This window comes from Streptomyces sp. NBC_01261 (assembly GCF_036226385.1).
Lineage (GTDB): Bacteria > Actinomycetota > Actinomycetes > Streptomycetales > Streptomycetaceae > Streptomyces.
Map to the genome: position 1 here is coordinate 272,350 of NZ_CP108463.1, position 16,788 is coordinate 289,137.

Consider the following 16,788-nt stretch of genomic DNA (forward strand, 5'->3'; position numbering starts at 1 on the left):
TTTCGTGGGATCAATCTAGGAGTGGTGCAAGTGGTGCGGTATCGCGTCGGTGCACGGTTGCGCGCCGCCGGCTGTCACACGTGCACGGTTGCCGGGTGGTGGGAAGGCTGTGGGCGGCCTGGAGCGGGGATGGGTGTTTCACCCATCGCCATGTGGGCCAGGACCACTTCGTAGAGTTCGCTTCCTGCGGAGAGCAGGCATCGTTGCAGCAGGGGTTCTGCGCTGCGGATGTGCTGGCGCACAGTCTGGACGTGCAGGCCGAGACGGTGGGCGGCTTGCTCGGTGCTGGCTCCACAGGTGATCCAGGCGCGAAGGGTGCCCCGTAGGTCCCGGTCGTCGTCGGTCAGGCGTCGCAGCAGGTCCTCTGCCCAGAGGCGGACTTCCGCTCCGGCGAGCATGCGTTCCAGGCCGGGTGGTTCCCCCGTCCCGGGCAGCGGGCCGGGGCCGGCGGGGGGAGCGGCGGCGTCGGCTCGGGCGTGCAGGGCAAGATGGAGTGCGGCCCTGGTGCTGAGGTCCGACAGGTCCAGGTCAAGGAGTTCGGCCGCCCGGTCCATGCGTGCCCGGACGGTGTTGCGGCTCACTCCGAGGATCTTCGCGGCGTTGACGGCGGTGAACTGCAGGCCCAGGCGTACGGTGGCGAGCAGTTCGCCCTGGGTGTGGTGGGGGAGCATGTCCAGGGGGTGCAGCAGCGCGGCGGCCCAGCGGTCGGCTGCGGCGGGGTCCATGAGTTGCGCCGGATGGGTCCGTGTGGCGTACATGGCGGCCCGTGCCGGCTGGAAATGTGCGACCGCCAGCGCGCTGAGAGCTTCTGCGTAGGCTGCGGCGGTGTGGGCGAGCGGGTGGCGGGTGCTGCCGCCGAGGAACACGCCGGGCCGCCGGGCGGCCAGCTGACGCAGGGCGGTACGGACGTCGTCGGTGTCCGCCCGTTGCGGCGCGACGATGATCAGGTGCTGGTCGTCCGCGGGGCAGCGGACGACCAGCAGCCGTCCTGGCACCGCGGCCTCGCAGTCCCGGGCGAGCCCGTCGCGGCCTTCGGGTCGGCCTTCGAGGACGTAGACGCGGCAGGCGTCGGTGTCGAGCAGCCCGGGGCACAGGCCCGCGGCGGCGCGGCTCGCCGAGGCGGTCTCGCCGACCATCAGCAGTTGGAGCACCGCGAGCCGCAGACCGAACGCGGCCTGTTCCAGCCGCTGGTGCTCCTGTGCCAGCGCGCTCTCGCGCAGTACCAGGTCGAGCACGCCGCCGGTACAGGTGAGGACGGCGGCAGCCTGCGCGTCGAAGGGCTGGGCGCGCTCCACCGCGAGGACCGGATACGGGCGCCGGTCTCCCACCGCGACCAGACGCACGTATCGGCCGTCCTGTTCCACGGCGGCGGCGGCTATTCTGCCCGAGGCGATATCCGCCACCAGTTCCCCGCCCAGCCGCACCGGCTCCCCGCTGATCCATCTGCCTTCGCCGTCCGTCAGCGCCACGGCACCGCCGAGGACCTCCCCGAGCCAGCCTGCCAACCGGCTCACATCACGGGCGCCAGGACGCAGCTGCTCCAGGAGCTGCACACCCCACGCCGGGACCGCCCGCCCCGGCCGCCCACCCTGCCCGTCGGCACAGGATCCGTCCTCGGGCGTACTCACCGATGAACCGGCCGTCACCACTGTGTCTCCCCGCTCTCGCAGTCTCCGCAGTCCGCCACCCGGAAGGCACGCGGCTGTCCCGGCCGGCGGCCGGTTCTCCATGGCGGCGTCCCGGGCTCATGGTCGTGGGCCTGCCGCGTTACAGCTGATACCAGTCGTCGCCGGCTCGGAGCGAACGGCCGAGGTAGTCCTGCAGGTTGTTGGCGACCCATCGACGACTGTCGCTCTCGTGCTCCCAGACGAAGATGTCGGGACGCTCGGGCTTCTGGACGAAGGCGAACTGGTCGCCGCCTCCGTTGTCTCCGAAGAAGAAGAGAGCGTCGAACGTCATGTAGAGCTGCGCGAACGTCTGGTCGGACCAGAAGAGCAGGTTCCTCTCGCAGATCTGATCGACGGGCCAGACGGTGTCCACGTGAGTGGGTCCGATTACTCCGTTGCTTTCGAGGAGCAATTGCCGAAGCTCTGCCGGCAGCGTTCGCCTGAGTCGCGTCTCCGCCACGACGAGATCGGATGCCTGGGCCGGTTCCCGGAAGCCGACGCCGGGAAAAGCCGCTGTCGCTGCCTGTCTCCACATGATCCGGAGCTTAGACGGTGTCCTACATGGTGAGTTGGCAGTTGTGTTGGATATGGGGAGTGGACGGTGGGGATGGATCGTTCCGGACGGCCTGTGGGAAATCGCGAGGCCGTTGCTGCCGCCGGCACGGGCAAGGCCGCAGGGTGGCGGGGTGGCAAACATCGATGATGAGGCGGTCTTCGCCGCGATCGTCTACGTCCTGGTCAGCGGCTGCGCATGGCGGGCGTTGCCGCCGTGCTTCGGGGCGTCGAAGTCGACCGTGCACCGCCGCTTCGCCATCTGGTCCCGGGCCGGGGTCTGGGGCCGACTGCACCAGCTACAAACGGCTCCTCAAACTGACCATGTAGGACACCGTCTTAGATGCACCCGAACTTCCATGGTGGAAGCGCCGAATCGAACTCTGCCCCACTTGGCCGACGGCCCTACCACTGCCGGGTGCTGCTACTTCTCACCCACATTCCGACGCCCCTTGAGGGCGAACCGAGACCAGGACTCGGCGACATTCGCTCTCCGCTCGCACCTACGCAGCCAACCGAGAGCCTGGCGCAGAAGGCCTTACAGGTTCCGGATCTTCAGTTGAGCCATATACCTTTCGTCCCCGTGACGTCTCTGGTCGACTGGTGACGGTGGATCGAGCCGCCGCAGGTCTTCGCATGGCTCGTGCGCTCTGCTACCTGACTTCGACGGAGTACGAGGCACCGGGGAACTCCCATCCGTCGGTGCCTTCGCCGATGTCCTCCACAATGACGTCGTCGACGAAGTGGTCCTCGAACTCGTCGTCGGTGAGTTCGCCGGCAAGCCAGCGCTCCTCGATCTCGTCCCAGTTGCCCCGGGTGCCGTCGATGCGCAGGGGCGCGGCGTCCCGGGTACCGCGCGTGCGTTCGTCACTCCCGGTCCTGACGACGCCGCTGATCTCGTACTGGCCCCGCTTGATGTGGTCCGGGATCGGGTCGGCGGGGAGGATCGCGACGTTCTCGTAGGCGGTGTGGATGAGGTCGCGGTAGCTGTGGCGGACGTTGTACTCGGGATCGGACAGCCAGTTGACGAGGGTCTTGACGGTCACGTCGAGTCCGGCGTCTTCCAGTGCCTGGTGGCCCCGCTGGGTTCCGGTGAGCTGGCTGAGCTGGGCGTGCCAGTGCTTGGCGGTGTACGACGACAGCCGGTGCCGGGGGGTGACCTGGGAGCGCAGAAGGTCGTTGAGAGCGGCGCCCAGGGAGTCACCGTGGCCTGTGGGGCCGGCCATCAGTCGTCACCTTCCGGGATGATCTCGCCGGACTGGACGAACTTGCGCTTCACTTCACCGAAGCCAGTGCCGATCCGGTACGTGTCGGGCGGCGTGTCGGGCGGAGTCCAGAAGATGGCCTGGTCGACGCTGCGCAACGCGACGAGTGTGTGTCCTTCCAAGACGGCCTTGAACGCGACCGTCCAGTGGCGGACGGCTGCCTCGGCGACCATGCTCATGCGCCAGTCCGGCCGCCAGAACGGGGACTTCTGTTCCTCGCGCTTGGGCCACAGCAGGCGCAGCGCGATAGACAGTCGGGTCTTGTACGCCGTGTAGGGCTCCCCGCCGACCTGGACGAGTTCGGTACGCGCCTTCCGGGTGGCCTCGTAGAACGGCTTGAACAGCGACTCATTGGCCTTCCCCGTCCAGGAGTCGTGGATGGTCGGCATTTGGGCGATGTGCCGATCGCGGACGAGTCTTTCGAGCAACTTGATGTGCGGGGTCGTCGCCCACACCCGGCCCTCTTTGTCAGGCAGCGTGGCGATCCGCCCCAGTGGGTGCGGCATGTCGGTGCGGTCCCACTTGGGGAGGTCGATGAGGTAGATGCCGGCGCTGGCCTTGTCGAACGCATCGAGCGGGCCGGTGTGCAGGAGCTTGTTCGGGGCGAGGGGAACAGCCGAACAGGCGGATGGGAAGCTGCCGTTGCGGTCGATCAGGCACAGGATGCCGTCACCGAAGGAGGCGGGCGGCACGTCGAGCTTGTAGCGGCGCACGCGCTTCCCGTTCGGCCGGACGTAGGGAACCCGGGTAGTCGTGATGTCGGGGTGAAACCAGCGGGGCTCGCCATCCATGTGCTCGCTGATCAGCGGCCACGGCCCGCTCTCCCGCTCCTCGGTGCGGATGACACGGATCGGGTGCATCTTCGAACGGTCGATCGAGGCCTTGAGGATCTTCAGTCCGGGGAAAGGCGCGCTGTCCGGCTCGTCCACCTCATCCCCCGGCTGAAGTTCCACTGCTCCTTCTGCGTCATCTTCATCGTCCGAGCCGGGCCCGCTGCTGCCCGCGGTGGATTGAACGGCGACGTCGGACTGCTCGGTGGCGTCGGCAGGCGCGGTGGTGTTGTAGGCGTTCAGCGCGACGGCGAGGCGACGTCCCTCGTCGGTGTCCGGCAGTTGGGGCGGCGCCGCAGCGAGCTCGGCGAGCGACGGCCCGAGGTCGTCAAGGGCCTCACGGTTGCCGTTCCTGAGCGCGGTGCGAAGCGCGGCCAGTACATGGGTGACGGCGGCGGGCAGTCCCTGCCGGGCGCCAGACGTGTAAGGAAGCGCCGCTTCGGCCAACTCCCGTCCCACGGCACTGCCCAGAGACCGCGCGGGTTCTTCACCGGTGGCAGGGACGGCGGGGGCGGTGCCGGCGTCGAGGAAGCGGGCGTGCAGCAGATCGGGGCTCAGGCACGCCGAGCCGATCGTGCCGAGGTCGCGCTCGGCGACCGTCACCTGGACCTTGGCAGGGTCCTCGGTCGGCGTGAACGTCAACGTGACGTCGGCGTCCAGGAGTCCCAGCAGGGTGGGATCGTCGCTGTCCACGATGGCGAGGACCGGCACGTGCAGGGTGCGCGCGATGGAGGCCAGGACCTGAGAGGCGTCCGGGAGACGGTCCCCGGACAACGGCAGGCGGGCGCTGCGGGCGGCCTGGAGGCGGTCCACGACCACGAGGGCCAGGCCCTCCATGTGCGGGGCGGTCTCCGCGATGTCCGCGGCGGTCAGATCGCTGCCGTCGTCAATCATCAGCAGGTCGCCCGCCTGGACCAACTGGTGGGCGACCTCATTCTCGTGCTCGGTGAGACGCCCCTGCTTCAGACGCGGGTAGTCACCCCCGGTCTCCGCCGAGACGATCCGGCGGAAGATGTCGTCCCGATTCGGTCCCGACGCCGCGTACAGGACCGTACGACGGTCCACGAGCGCGGTCTGCCGCGCAGCAGCGAGTCCCAAAAGGCTTCCGCCGACGTTCGGGGCAGCCGCCACGAGGGTCAGCCGGCCCGGCTGCAGACCGCCCGTCGCGGCGTCCAGCCCGGGTAGTCCGAACGTGGGGCCTCCGGTGAGGCCGGAGGTGAGGACGGACATGGCGTCGCCGAGCGTGGCGAGCCTGCGCGGCGTAGTGCCGCGGTCCTGGTCGGCTTGGCTGTTCACCGCACCTCCTGCGGTCGCCGCGCCGGGGTGCGCGGCCGGGTCGGTCGAGAGGGCACTTGAGGCGGGGTCGGCGGGGAGTAGTACCGCGACTGGTGTTCTGTTGCGCCGGAGCACCTGCGGATGGCCCTGAGCCGCCAGCGTGATGAGATCACCGAAATCCCTCTGTGCCGCACTCAGTACGTGGGTCGGGAACACGCCGGGCTGTCGGGCTGCCGGAAACCGGGCCAGCGGTACGAGCAGGGCGTGATCATCCCGCTTGTGGATCAGCGTCGAGACCCCGTCTATCTCGGCACGCTTCACCAGGGTGAAGAGTTCCGTGCGGGCCTCGGTCGCGGTCATCGCGGTCTCGGCCGACGGCTTCTGACTCTGGCTCACTCACCCTCCCAGGACGCTGAACTAACTGCCATTCTATCAAAATCCACTAAGATATTTCGAAAGAGTCACACATCTGTGCCTAGTATTCACTCACTTGTGAGATCGGCTGACGAGAGGTGACCGGGTGAAGCGCTTGCCGGCGAGCGGCGACGTACAGCCGCACGATAGGGCGGAGGCCGGGGCTCCAGCCTCCGCCCACTGACGACCAGACGGTTCTCAGCCGCGTGCCACCGACTCCTGCTCGTCAGGTATCTCCTTGTACGCGAGATGTCGACCTCGGAGTGGGCCTTGCTCAGAGTGCCGTTCAGTCCGCCCGCAAGGTCCATCGACCTGCCTCACAAATCGCTGAAACGCTCGATAGCCTCGTCGAGCGGCTCACCCCGGTAGTCGGTCATCAAATGTCCCCGGTCTTCGAGATCCCACAGGGAGGCTCGCAGGACTTCGATGGCAGTCCGTAACTCTCTGAAGGTACGGGCGAGGTAGCTGAAGATGCGATACACCTCAGCGGGCACGTAATCCCCCGGGTCTGCGGGGGGGACGATGAATTCGACGAGGGAGAGTGCCGCGTTCTCTCCGAACTGCTCAATGTTCGAGGTGTTCTCGCTCATGTGGATCCGGGCCTACGTCCAGGATGAGGTCAATGGCGGTCGGTGAACTGGATGAGGGCGTGTACGGCCGGTTTGCGGTACGGGGCGGCCTCCGCCTTGGCCGGGAGCAGCGACCCGTGCGCCACGGCCGGTCGCCTCCTACGTACGATTGTCGGCCTGGGGGCGGGCGTCGGCGTCAGTGCCGTGGTCCGCCGCGGGCGGGGTACGGACGACGGTGAGATCCGCCAGGCCCCCTGGCCGCGCAACACCAGGTCCAGGTGCTTGGGCCCGTAGTGCGTCCACAGCTCCAGCGCGGCCCTCAAGGAGCGCTGCGCGGTCCTCGCGCATCCTCTCGACCGTGGTCGCCAACAACCGTGCGTCGCCTGCGTGCAGTCGGGCGTGCTGGGCGAGGAGGTAGATGGCCCGCAGGGGCATGATGGCGAGACGGTCCGTATCCGGCTCCTGGATCACGTGCAGGTTGTAGACGGCCCCGGCGGTCACCGCGAGCGCGATCGGGACCTCGACGTCGAGGAACTTGGCCGCCAGGGACGCCCGGCATGGCGCGCACCCTTCGATGCACGCGCCGATCAGCGCGGCCGCGATCCGCATGTCCAGCGCGCTCGCAACTCCCCAGCGGCTGGGGACGGATGGCTGGAGATCTGTGGTGGAGGGGCCGCTGTCGTGGTGACGGAGGGTATACCCAGACCGCCGACCGGGCCGTCCCACCGTGTGGCCGATCTCAAGTGGCGACGATGTCCTGGCTCTGCTGACCGACGGGCGGCTGAGCAAGCACCCAGACCGAGCGCCAGACTCTGTTTACCGATTCTTCGGCCAGGCCATGTCCAGGCGGTCCAGGTATGCGGTAGACCGGGCAAGGGTACGGTCTGATGCAGTGTCAGCGACAGGGCTTGCCGGGGGGATGATGACGGGCATAGAGATAGCGGTCGGCTACATGTTCGCTTGGGCGGTCCGGAAGAGCCGCAGGGTCGCCGACCGTGCTGACGGGGAAGTCAACCGCGGGCTGGACGCCGCGATGGACAAGCTCCACACCCTGGTCAGCCAGAAACTGGGCGGAGATGCCGCGGTGCAGAAGCTGGCCGAAGAAGCCGACACCGGTCAGAACGAGCCGAGTGACCGCACCCGGCAACGGGTACAACTCGCGCTGGAGGACGCCGCGGAGCAGGATCCCGACTTCGCCGAGGCACTGCATCACGCGGTGAGGGAACTACAGGCCCTGTCCCGCCCGGACGGCGGACCGTCGACTGGTGACGGCGGGCAGGTCATCGGCGGGAACGTGACCATCCGGGCCGACCAGGGATCCGTGGCCGCCTGGAGTACGGGGAATGTGGCCTTGGGAAACCCTCCTCAGCCGGATTCGCACCAGGTCTGAGCGAACCCGGCGTCACCCCAGCCACACCGATCCAAGGCAACAGCCCGGGCATCTTCGCCACTCACGGCGGCATCGCCGTCGGTCAGATCAACCACAACGCCGCGCTCCGCCAACCGGCCGCCTGGCCGCACCAGGTCGGGCTGATCCCAACCCGCGCCTTGTCCTTCCAGAACCGGACCGAGGCCCAGCAGTTGCGGTCAGCGGTAGAGGCCGGGGGCACTGCGGTTCTGAGCCAGGTCCTGACGGGGATGGGTGGTGTCGGTAAGACGCAGCTGGCTGCCGACTACGCTCGCGCCGCATGGGATTTGGGCGAGGTGGACTTACTGGTGTGGATAGGTGCGGGCACCCGTCAGTCGATCGTGGCCGGGTATGCGCGGGCGGGTATCGAGGTACTGGGTGCAGACTCCGACGAGCCGGAGCAGGCCGCCCGGGTGTTTCTGGCGTGGCTGGAACCTAAGGCCGGCCAGGACCCGTGCCGGTGGCTGGTGGTTCTGGACGACCTTGCCGACCCGGCCGACCTGAGCGGCGGATTGTGGCCGCCGAACGGATACGGCCGCACTCTGGTCACCACCCGCCGTCGCGAGGCGGCCCTGACAGGACAGGGACGGCACATGGTGAACGTGGGCACGTTCATGCCCCGGGAAGGGGACGCCTATCTCACCGGTGTACTCGCCGCTCATGGCCGCGGAGAACCCGCCGACGAGATCGCTGCCCTGGCAGCCGACCTGGGTCACTTGCCGCTTGCCCTCGCTCAGGCCGCCGCGTACCTCATCGACGCTGCCATCACCTGCGCCGACTACCGCCGCCTGCTGGCCGACCGGCGCAGGAAGCTGGCCGACCTGCTGCCCGAGCCCGATGCGCTGCCCGACGCCCAGACAGCCACGGTGCAGGCCACCTGGTCGCTGTCGATCGAACACGCCGACCGACTCCGTCCTGGCCTCGCCCGTCCCATGCTTCAACTCAGCGCGATGCTGAATCCCAACGGGATTCCCGTCGACGTACTGACGAGCGACCCAGCTCTCTCATATCTCGCTGGGCACCGTCCCTCCGGTGACACCGGTGAATGTCAGGGCCAACAGGCCGACGTCACGGTCGACGAGGCCATCAGCGTACTACGGGCGCTGCACCGGCTCAGCCTGATCGACCACAGCCCGGATACGCCGCACGAAGCCGTCCGGGTGCACCAAGTGGTCCAGCGCGTCGTCCGAGACGCGCTCGCGCTGGACGAGCGCGATGGCCTCGCCCGTACAGCCGCTGACGCTCTGGCCGCCGTGTGGCCCGTCGTCGAAAATGATGCTCTCCTCGCCCAGGCGTTGCGTACCAACGCGGACGCCCTCACCACCCAGGCGCGGGATGCTCTCTGGCAGCCCGTCGCGCATGAGGTGCACTTCCGTTCAGGGCGCAGCCTGGGCGAGTCCGGCCAGGCCATCGCCGCCACCCAGCACTTTCGCCACCTCACCCTGCAATCCGGGCAGCATTTCGGCTCGGATCACCCCGACACCCTCAACTTCCGCAGCCAGTACGCCTACTGGCAGGGTGAGATGGGCGACGCGGCCGGCGCGGCAGCGGCCTTCGCCGAGCTCCTCACCGACCAGCTGCGGGTACTGGGAGCGGACCACCCCGACACCCTCACCACACGCAACGAACTCGCCTACTCACGGGGGGAGGCAGGGGACGCGGCCGGCGCGGCAGGGGCCTTCGCCGAACTCCTCACCGACCGGCTACGGATCCTGGGACCAGACCACATCGACACCCTCGCCACCCGAAGTCGACTCGCCTACTGGCGAGGGGAAGCAGGCGACGCCGCCGCCGCTGCGACCGCGTTCGCCCAGCTCCTCACCGACCGGCTGCGGCTGCTGGGAGCGAACCACCCCCGCACCCTCAACACTCGCAGCCAGCTTGCCCGGTGGCAGGGGGAGGCAGGGGACGCGGCCGGCGCGGCAGCGGGCTTCGCCGAACTCCTCACCGACCGGCTACGGATCCTGGGACCGGACCACCCCCGCACCCTCACCACCCGGCACAATCTCGCCCACTGGCAGGGAGAGAAGGGCGACGCGGCCGAGGCCGCCACGGCCTTCGCCGAGCTCCTCACCGACCAGCTGCGGGTACTGGGAGCAGACCACCCCGACACCCTCACCACACGCAACGAACTCGCCTACTGGCGTGAGGAGGCAGAGGACACCTCGCAGTCCCCGTCACCCAGTCAACGGCGCCGCCACCGGTCGCCCAGCCCCCCATTCCGCGGCACCCGATAGGCCCGCGCGGAACGTCAGGGCGGGTCCTGAGCGAAGTGTGTGCCGCCAGGCAGCACATCGTCGTGGTCGCGGAGACGAGTCGGCGCCACCTCGGAGCGATACCTCGAAGGCCCGGGTGGCTATGGCGGGCGTCGGCGACTCTGGCACAGATCCTGTGGAGTCCTCGCAGAGCGTCACCCGGCAGGTCGATTCGCGGCTGTGCTCACACCTGTTCCTGGTAGACCCTGATCTCCGAGCGATGGACATTGCGGACGATCGTCCAGAATTCGTGAAGCCTGAGGCCATCAACCCAACAGTCGAGTTCCTCGTCGGTGTCGTGGAAGAACCAGGACTCGAAGTGCCCCAGCGCCCGAAGTTGAGGGACGGGTTCGTACCGAAGTTCGCAGTGGAGCTGGATGTAATGATCATGCTCGCCTGAGGCATCGTTGACCTCGAACTGCCGGGCAAAGTCCAGCGTGAAGGCAGGCGGCCCGTCGAAGGCGTGGGTCCCGTACTGGCAGAGCAGGCCATCTACGTCGGGTGTGTTCGCGGTGTCGAAGCGTTGCGATCCGAAGCGCACGAACCCCAGCCACACCTCGTCCAAGTCCAGCTCGGCGAGAAGCTGTTGTCCAGGGCTCAGTTCCTGTCGAAGTCGCTCCTGGGCCTGCTCTACGGACAGTCTCCTGGACATTCCTGTCCTTCTCGGCATCAAGGGAATCTGACGTCTCGCGGCGATCCTCTCAGTCCGTCACAGTCGCTGGCGTGACCTGGGTCGGCTGCAGAGCCTGTGATGAGACGCTATGGGAGCAGGATCATCTTGCGGAAGAGTTCGAATCCGGCACAGCCGTAGAGCTGCCTCTTGATCTTCTTGATGCGGTTCACAGCATCTCCTGTGCCGCCGGAGCTCCGGTACACGGCGAGTCCGGCGATCACGGCTTCGAGATCAGTAGTGAGTCCGTGAGCGAAGCCGGTCATCCTTGGCAGCCGTGCGGGGGCACGATCTCGAACACCTCCGCATCCCAGGTGCCCGGGACCTCCGGGCCCCAGGTCCGAGCTCTGTCCGGTCGGCCGGGCTCAGTACCATTCACGGGTGTCCTGGATACGACGTCATACGCGCAAAGAGGAGCCGTCGGCGAAGCGGCTGCCCGACCTGGAGTTCCTCGCCCTGGTCAGGGCCGGGCTCGAAGAGTTCGCGCCCGGAGTGACACAGGGCGCCCAGCTCAAGGGCAACTCGTTGATCAGCCCGCATGGTTGGGCCGTGGCCGTGGCCCCGCCACACCACGGCGGCGGTCACCACTACGACCTCGTTGCCCTGCCGGACGTCAGCCTCCAGCCTGACGTGCCGTGCTTCGTGGACTGCGTCGTGTCGATGTCCGCCGATCCGCAGGACGCGGCGAACACATGGGTGCAGACGGCGGGCGCATGCCTGCTGGAACTGCTCGACCGCCGCGAGCACTTCGCGGACCACGCGGGCACCGGCGACGAGTGCGGCGTGCCCGGCTGGCACATGATCACGTCAGGTGCGGTCGGTCTCGGAAGCGACGTCGACGAGAACCGGCGGCTGCAGGGTGCGCTGCTGGCATCGAACGTCCTGCACAAGGTTGCGGGCTCGTTCACGGCGGACCTGGAATCGCCTTTCTTCAACGGCGTCAAGGTCTTCTACGGTGGTCGTGCAGGCGCGATGGAGGCCGAGATCCGCGTCAACGGTGAGCGCCACGAGGCCGCTTCGGCAGCGATGACGGCGCTCGGACTGCCAGAGCCCGCCACATTCACGGCAGTGCGGTTCTACGCGCTGCTGCTTCCGGTACCAGCGGGCGGCGACGAGCCCAGCTACCCGACGGCCCGGCTCTCTCTCGCTCCCACCTCGGTGCAAGCCAATGCCCACTCCCACGGCGCCGCCTGCGGCTGCGGCGGCCGCCTCGACCCGGAGCACCCCGGCTTCGACCTGGCCCTGCCCCACCTGGTCGCCGAGCTCTCAGAGGAAGAGCGCAGGCACCGCGTGAAGTCCGACACGGGCGCGATCATCATCGCGGAGGGCGTCGGCAACTTCCTCAAGGTCCGCCTCCCGATCCGTCTGGACGATGGACGCACGGTGGTCTACCTCGCCTGGATCTACCTCCAGGCAGCCGTGCTCGACGACTTCGTACAGCGGGTACGCGACGACAACCTGGCCGACCACCGCTTCGAGGGCCTGCTGTGCAACGCCATCGGCCCCTGGGGCCAGGACGTCCTGCGCTCCCCCGTCGTCCTCGGCGGCCAACGGATCAACGAGGACGGCTCGGTCCGCCACAGCGAGGTTCTGGAGTCCAGCGACCCCCTGCTCAGCAAGGTACTGACGGAAACCTGGCCCGCTGCCTTCGTCCTCGGCGACCGCAATCCCCATTCACCGTCAAACTGAGGTGCCGGCAGGGAAAGCGGGCCCCAGGACGGCCTCACGACGGTGGCTGTCGGACGCGCTCGACCCGGATCGGGGCGGAGACCGAGACGCCCGTAACCGCCCATAGCAGCGCACCGGTCCGCAGCCCGCACATGAGCCCACCTCCCAGACAGGACATGCCAGGGTCGCAGCCACAGCGGCCCGTTCGCCGCCAGTCACCACCAGGCCCACAGCGCTCTCGGCCCCATTACCGGGTCCGCCGAAGACTGCTCCGCATCTGTCTGGTCTTTGGGGATGAGGCAAGGGCGCTGGATGTGCTCTCCGGTATAGCGGCGCGCACGATCAACGATCTGAACCGCATCGCCTGGCCGTCGATGAGCCGTGCCAAGGACCGGGAACGGGTGGACGGAGTGGGTACCGCGGACGGTTCAAGGGGCCGCCCCGCTCAGGCCGCGCGATGGTGTGGCTGAGATCCACCAGCAACTGGCCGAACAGGACACACAGCCGAACGACCCCACTTTTCATCCTATGAATTTCCCCAACTCCTCCGTCTGTCCGCACAGTTGACAGCGTCTCACCTCTCCTCAATCATCAGACATCCGATGAATTGGAGCCGCTCATGGGTACGTATCCGAGACGTCAGGTCCTGGGCACCGCGGCCGGAGTCGCCGCAGCAGCAGCCCTTCCCCTCACCTCAGCCACCGCCGCACACGCCGGCGAAGCACTTACCGAGCACGCCGGGCCGTGGGTTCCCGTCCCCGAGCCGGTCCCTGTCCCGCTCGACGGCCTCTACGACAACGACGGCATCGACACCTCCTCCGCACGCGGCGGTGACTTCGACGGCTCGGGCTACACCTTCCCGGGCGAGGAACTCCCCACCGGCCGCGTCGAGGTCGACGGCATCCCCTTCCTCTTCCCCTCCTCGGCCGCGGGCGCCAAGAACAACATCGTCGCAATGGGCCAGCGCATCGAACTGCCCCACGGCCGCTACCTGTCGGCCGTCTTCCTCACCTCGGGCAGCTACGGCAACGCCTCCGGCAGCGCCACCGTCCACTACACCGACGGCTCCACCAGCACTGCCGGCCTCGGCGGCGCCGACTGGTACGCGGCCGGCGGCTCGCTCTCCGCCCCGTACCGCTACCAGCCGGACGGCACCAAGGACCAGCACGGCGTCGGCATCGGCACCTCGGAGGTCTGGCTCGACCCGCAGCGCGAGGCGGTCGCCCTCACCCTCCCGGTCACCAACCCGGCCCAGGCGGGCAGGACTTCCCTGCACGTCTTCGCCCTCTCGCTCCAACCCGCCGCCCAGGGACGGGCGTTGGCCCTGCGCGACGCCCACTCCACGAACTCGCTGCTGGAGTCGTCCGGCGCCCAGAGCGTCGAGGCGACGGTCGTGAACGCCGGCACGGTCGCGATCCTCGCAGGCGACGGAGTGTCCGTGCGCGTCGATGCCCAGGGTGCCCGTACGGTCGAGCCCGCCCGCGTCCGGCGCCTGGACCCCGGCGAGCAGGCCCGCGTCCGCGTCGGCATCCGCAGCGGCGCCACACCCGGCACCGTGCGGGACGGCACGGTGACCGTGACCGGACGCGGATCCCAAGCCGCGGTGTCCCACCAGCAGTTGACCCTCGGTGTCACCGACTACCGGCCTACCGAGACCTCCCTCGCCGGCCATCAGGCGCCGTACTGGTTCCAGGGCGCCAAGTTCGGCATCTTCATCCACTGGGGCGTCTACTCGGTGCCCGCCTGGGCCCCCGTCGGCCAGCAGTACGCCGAGTGGTACTGGGACCAGATGCAGGACCCGAACAACCCGACGTACGCCTACCACCGGGACACCTACGGCGAGGACTTCGCCTACGACGACTTCATCCCGCGCTTCACCGCCGAGAAGTTCGATCCGCGCGCCTGGGTGGAACTGTTCCGCGACGCGGGCGCGCAGTACCACGTGCTCACCTCGAAGCACCACGAGGGCTTCGCTCTGTGGGACACCAAGGTCTCCGACCGCAACGCCGTGAAGATGGGGCCGAAGAGGGACCTGGTCAGAGAACTCTTCGACGCCTCACGCCGCTACACGCCCGAACTCCACCGGGGGCTCTACTTCTCGATGCCGGAGTGGTTCAACCCCGACACCCCGTGGATGGGCCACGCCCCGCGCAATCCGTACACCCTTCAGCCGGTGCCGTACACCGGATACACCGCGGGCAAAGACTATGTGACGCAGTACCAGGCCCCGCAGATGCTGGAACTGATCCATGGCTACGACCCCGAACTCATCTGGTGCGACATCGGCGGTGCCAACGACAGCCTCCATGTCCTCGCCGAGTACTTCAACCACGCCAAGAACCGCCGCCGTCCGGTCGACGTGACCATCAACGACCGTTCGGGGATCGCCTTCCACGACTTCACCACGCCCGAGTACACGACGTACGAGAACACGGTCGTCGCCAAGTGGGAGTCCAGCCGCGGCCTCGACCCGTTCAGCTACGGCTACAACCGGGCGACCCCCGACGACGGCTACATGACGGCCGAGCAGGTCGTACGGAACCTCGTCGACATCGTGTCGAAGAACGGCAACTTCCTGCTCGACATAGGCCCACGGGCCGACGGCACGATCCCCGAGATCATGCAGACCCGGCTGCGCGAGACGGGCCGCTGGCTGCGCGTCAACGGCGAGGCGATCTACGACACGACGTACTGGTCGAGGATGGCGCAGCTCGGCGAGGATCTACGGTTCACGGTCCGCCCGGACGAGGCCTTCTACATCCACTCCCTGGCCAAGCCGAGCGCCAGACTCACCGTCGAAGCACCGATCCCGATCCGCAGCGGCGACAAGGTGACGATGCTCGGCCACGGCCGCCCGCTGACCTGGACCCTCAGCAACGGGGCACTGGTGATCGACGTCCCCGAAGCAGCACGCAAGGCGGGGCAGCATGCCTGGGTGTTCAAAGTGCACTGGCGCGCCTGAGACCACCCGGCGGACGTCCTGAGCTGCGCGGGCAGTTCAGGACGTTCCCCGTGTCCGGCCTCGACGACACCGCGACCAGGGGCGGCACCGCGGCAGAGGAGGTGGACACGGCCGCCGGACAGCCCGACGCTGAACCTGAAACTGTCGCCACATACGCCGGGTCCGGCAGGAAAGGTCTCGGTCTGCTGCGGATGCGCGGCGAGGCGATCGTGCTGCACGCGATGCGCCGGCCCGACGAGATCCGCGACCCGTCCGAGCTTGCGCCGGCGGCAACCAAGCCCGCCGACAACGAGATCTCCCAGGCGGAGCACCTGATCGACCGGATGACCCGCGACGACCTCGAAAGCCCCGACTTCACCAACCACCGCACCGACGCGGTCGCCAAGCTCGTCGAGGCGAGGTTGGACGGCCGCGAACTGCCCAAGACGCCCGAACCGGCCACCTCGCCTCGGACGACCGACCATGCAGGACACGGTCCAAATGGGCCGGAGGCCACGCCGTAGTGACGCATCGCGGGCCGCGGGGCCGCGTCAGGGGAAGGTGGTCCAGCGCGGGGCGGTCTCGGCCCAGGCCGTGTCCCACCGGGCGAGGTTGTGCCGCTCCAGCCGGCGGTCGGCCACGCCGTACACGGCGGCGCCGATCAGCGGGACGGTCAGGGCGGCGACGAGCGCCCAGCCCATGGAGTGGTTGCGGATCTGCTCCGGGGTGAGCGGCGGGCCGGTGACCTCTCCCGCGGCGTTCACCCAGACTCGGACGGTGCTGCCCGCGGGGAGAGCGGGACGGACGTGCGCCTGTGCGGTGCGGGATCGTCCCTGGGCATCGGTGAAGCGGACGGTGACAGGGTACCGGGCCTTCTTCGCCTCGTCCGAGCCCGGTTCCGGGTGGCGCGGGGCGTCCCGGACGAGCACGGCGGGGACGGGGTGCCGGGTCGCGATCTGGTGGCGGGCGGACTTCTCGTAGTGGCGGTACGCGGTGTCGCCGGCCAGGAATATGGTGGTGGGGATGCCCGCCAGGACCATCAGGAACAGGCCGGCCGCGACCCATGCCTGCACGAGATCGGTGCGGCGGCGCAGGGGGTTGCGCCGCCATCGCCACAACAGGACACGGGCAAGATCTTCGTGGGGCGGTTCCCCTGGGAGTACCGCGCGGGCCACGGTGCTTCTCCTTCCATACGAACCGGGTGAATTCCATACGGCCCCTACGACCGTGCTCACTTCGCCGGATGTTCACGGCAGGACCGGGCCGTGTTCGAG

The 16,788-nt window shown here is 68.4% G+C and carries 14 protein-coding genes and 1 pseudogene; 6 read left to right on the forward strand and 9 right to left on the reverse strand.

The annotated features are described in order from the left end of the window. Nucleotides 1-74: 74 nt before the first annotated feature. Together OG226_RS01105 and OG226_RS01110 are read right to left on the reverse strand one after the other, a co-directional pair. Complete coding sequence (locus OG226_RS01105; protein ID WP_329347348.1) at nt 75-1,628, reverse strand: helix-turn-helix domain-containing protein; 1,554 nt, start codon at nt 1,626-1,628, stop codon at nt 75-77. Between the two features lie 139 nt (nt 1,629-1,767). Next, complete coding sequence (locus OG226_RS01110; RefSeq protein ID WP_329347349.1) at nt 1,768-2,364, reverse strand: SMI1/KNR4 family protein; 597 nt, start codon at nt 2,362-2,364, stop codon at nt 1,768-1,770. On the opposite strand from OG226_RS01110, the pseudogene OG226_RS01115 reads away from it, so the two are divergent. Then, nucleotides 2,255-2,518, forward strand: a pseudogene (locus OG226_RS01115) (transposase); the annotation flags it as partial. The gene OG226_RS01110 and the pseudogene OG226_RS01115 sit on opposite strands and share 110 nt — an antisense overlap. A 354-nt stretch (nt 2,519-2,872) precedes the next feature. Here OG226_RS01115 and OG226_RS01120 read toward each other — a convergent pair. The 4 genes from OG226_RS01120 to OG226_RS01135 form a co-directional block, all read right to left on the reverse strand. Next, a complete protein-coding gene (locus tag OG226_RS01120) occupies nt 2,873-3,445 on the reverse strand; it encodes a hypothetical protein (protein ID WP_329347350.1) in 573 nt (190 codons plus the stop codon). Continuing rightward, on the reverse strand, nt 3,445-5,949 hold the full coding sequence (locus OG226_RS01125; RefSeq protein WP_443066978.1) for a DnaB-like helicase C-terminal domain-containing protein: 2,505 nt from the start codon (nt 5,947-5,949) through the stop codon (nt 3,445-3,447). The genes OG226_RS01120 and OG226_RS01125 overlap by 1 nt, the downstream gene beginning before the upstream one ends. A 371-nt stretch (nt 5,950-6,320) precedes the next feature. Beyond that, on the reverse strand, nt 6,321-6,593 hold the full coding sequence (locus tag OG226_RS01130) for a hypothetical protein (RefSeq protein ID WP_329347352.1): 273 nt from the start codon (nt 6,591-6,593) through the stop codon (nt 6,321-6,323). Nucleotides 6,594-6,731: 138 nt separating this feature from the next. Continuing rightward, on the reverse strand, nt 6,732-7,181 hold the full coding sequence (locus OG226_RS01135) for a hypothetical protein (protein WP_329347353.1): 450 nt from the start codon (nt 7,179-7,181) through the stop codon (nt 6,732-6,734). Nucleotides 7,182-7,464: 283 nt separating this feature from the next. Here OG226_RS01135 and OG226_RS01140 point away from each other — a divergent pair, with 283 nt between their 5' ends. Together OG226_RS01140 and OG226_RS01145 are read left to right on the forward strand one after the other, a co-directional pair. Continuing rightward, nucleotides 7,465-7,962 carry a hypothetical protein gene (locus tag OG226_RS01140; protein ID WP_329347354.1) on the forward strand — a complete coding sequence of 166 codons (498 nt, stop codon included), beginning with the start codon at nt 7,465-7,467 and terminating at the stop codon, nt 7,960-7,962. A 314-nt stretch (nt 7,963-8,276) separates the two neighbouring features. After that, complete coding sequence (locus tag OG226_RS01145; RefSeq protein WP_329347355.1) at nt 8,277-10,217, forward strand: tetratricopeptide repeat protein; 1,941 nt, start codon at nt 8,277-8,279, stop codon at nt 10,215-10,217. Nucleotides 10,218-10,419: 202 nt separating this feature from the next. Here OG226_RS01145 and OG226_RS01150 read toward each other — a convergent pair whose 3' ends face one another. Together OG226_RS01150 and OG226_RS01155 are read right to left on the reverse strand one after the other, a co-directional pair. Further along, a complete protein-coding gene (locus OG226_RS01150) occupies nt 10,420-10,887 on the reverse strand; it encodes a hypothetical protein (RefSeq protein WP_329347356.1) in 468 nt (155 codons plus the stop codon). Nucleotides 10,888-10,994: 107 nt separating this feature from the next. After that, nucleotides 10,995-11,171, reverse strand: a complete 177-nt coding sequence (locus OG226_RS01155) for a hypothetical protein (protein WP_329347357.1) — start codon at nt 11,169-11,171, stop codon at nt 10,995-10,997. Nucleotides 11,172-11,286: 115 nt separating this feature from the next. On the opposite strand from OG226_RS01155, the gene OG226_RS01160 reads away from it, so the two are divergent. From OG226_RS01160 to OG226_RS01170, 3 genes are all read left to right on the forward strand, one after another. Beyond that, a complete protein-coding gene (locus OG226_RS01160) occupies nt 11,287-12,594 on the forward strand; it encodes a DUF6348 family protein (RefSeq protein ID WP_329347358.1) in 1,308 nt (435 codons plus the stop codon). A gap of 598 nt (nt 12,595-13,192) precedes the next feature. Beyond that, on the forward strand, nt 13,193-15,535 hold the full coding sequence (locus tag OG226_RS01165) for an alpha-L-fucosidase (RefSeq protein ID WP_329347359.1): 2,343 nt from the start codon (nt 13,193-13,195) through the stop codon (nt 15,533-15,535). 50 nt (nt 15,536-15,585) lie between these two features. Beyond that, the gene (locus tag OG226_RS01170) at nt 15,586-16,038 is read left to right on the forward strand and encodes a hypothetical protein (protein ID WP_329347360.1); all 453 of its coding nucleotides are present in this window, start codon (nt 15,586-15,588) and stop codon (nt 16,036-16,038) included. Nucleotides 16,039-16,065: 27 nt separating this feature from the next. On the opposite strand, the gene OG226_RS01175 is transcribed toward OG226_RS01170, so the two are convergent. Next, nucleotides 16,066-16,689, reverse strand: coding sequence for an Rv1733c family protein (locus OG226_RS01175; RefSeq protein WP_329347361.1), 624 nt, complete (start codon nt 16,687-16,689; stop codon nt 16,066-16,068). Nucleotides 16,690-16,788 lie beyond the last annotated feature (99 nt).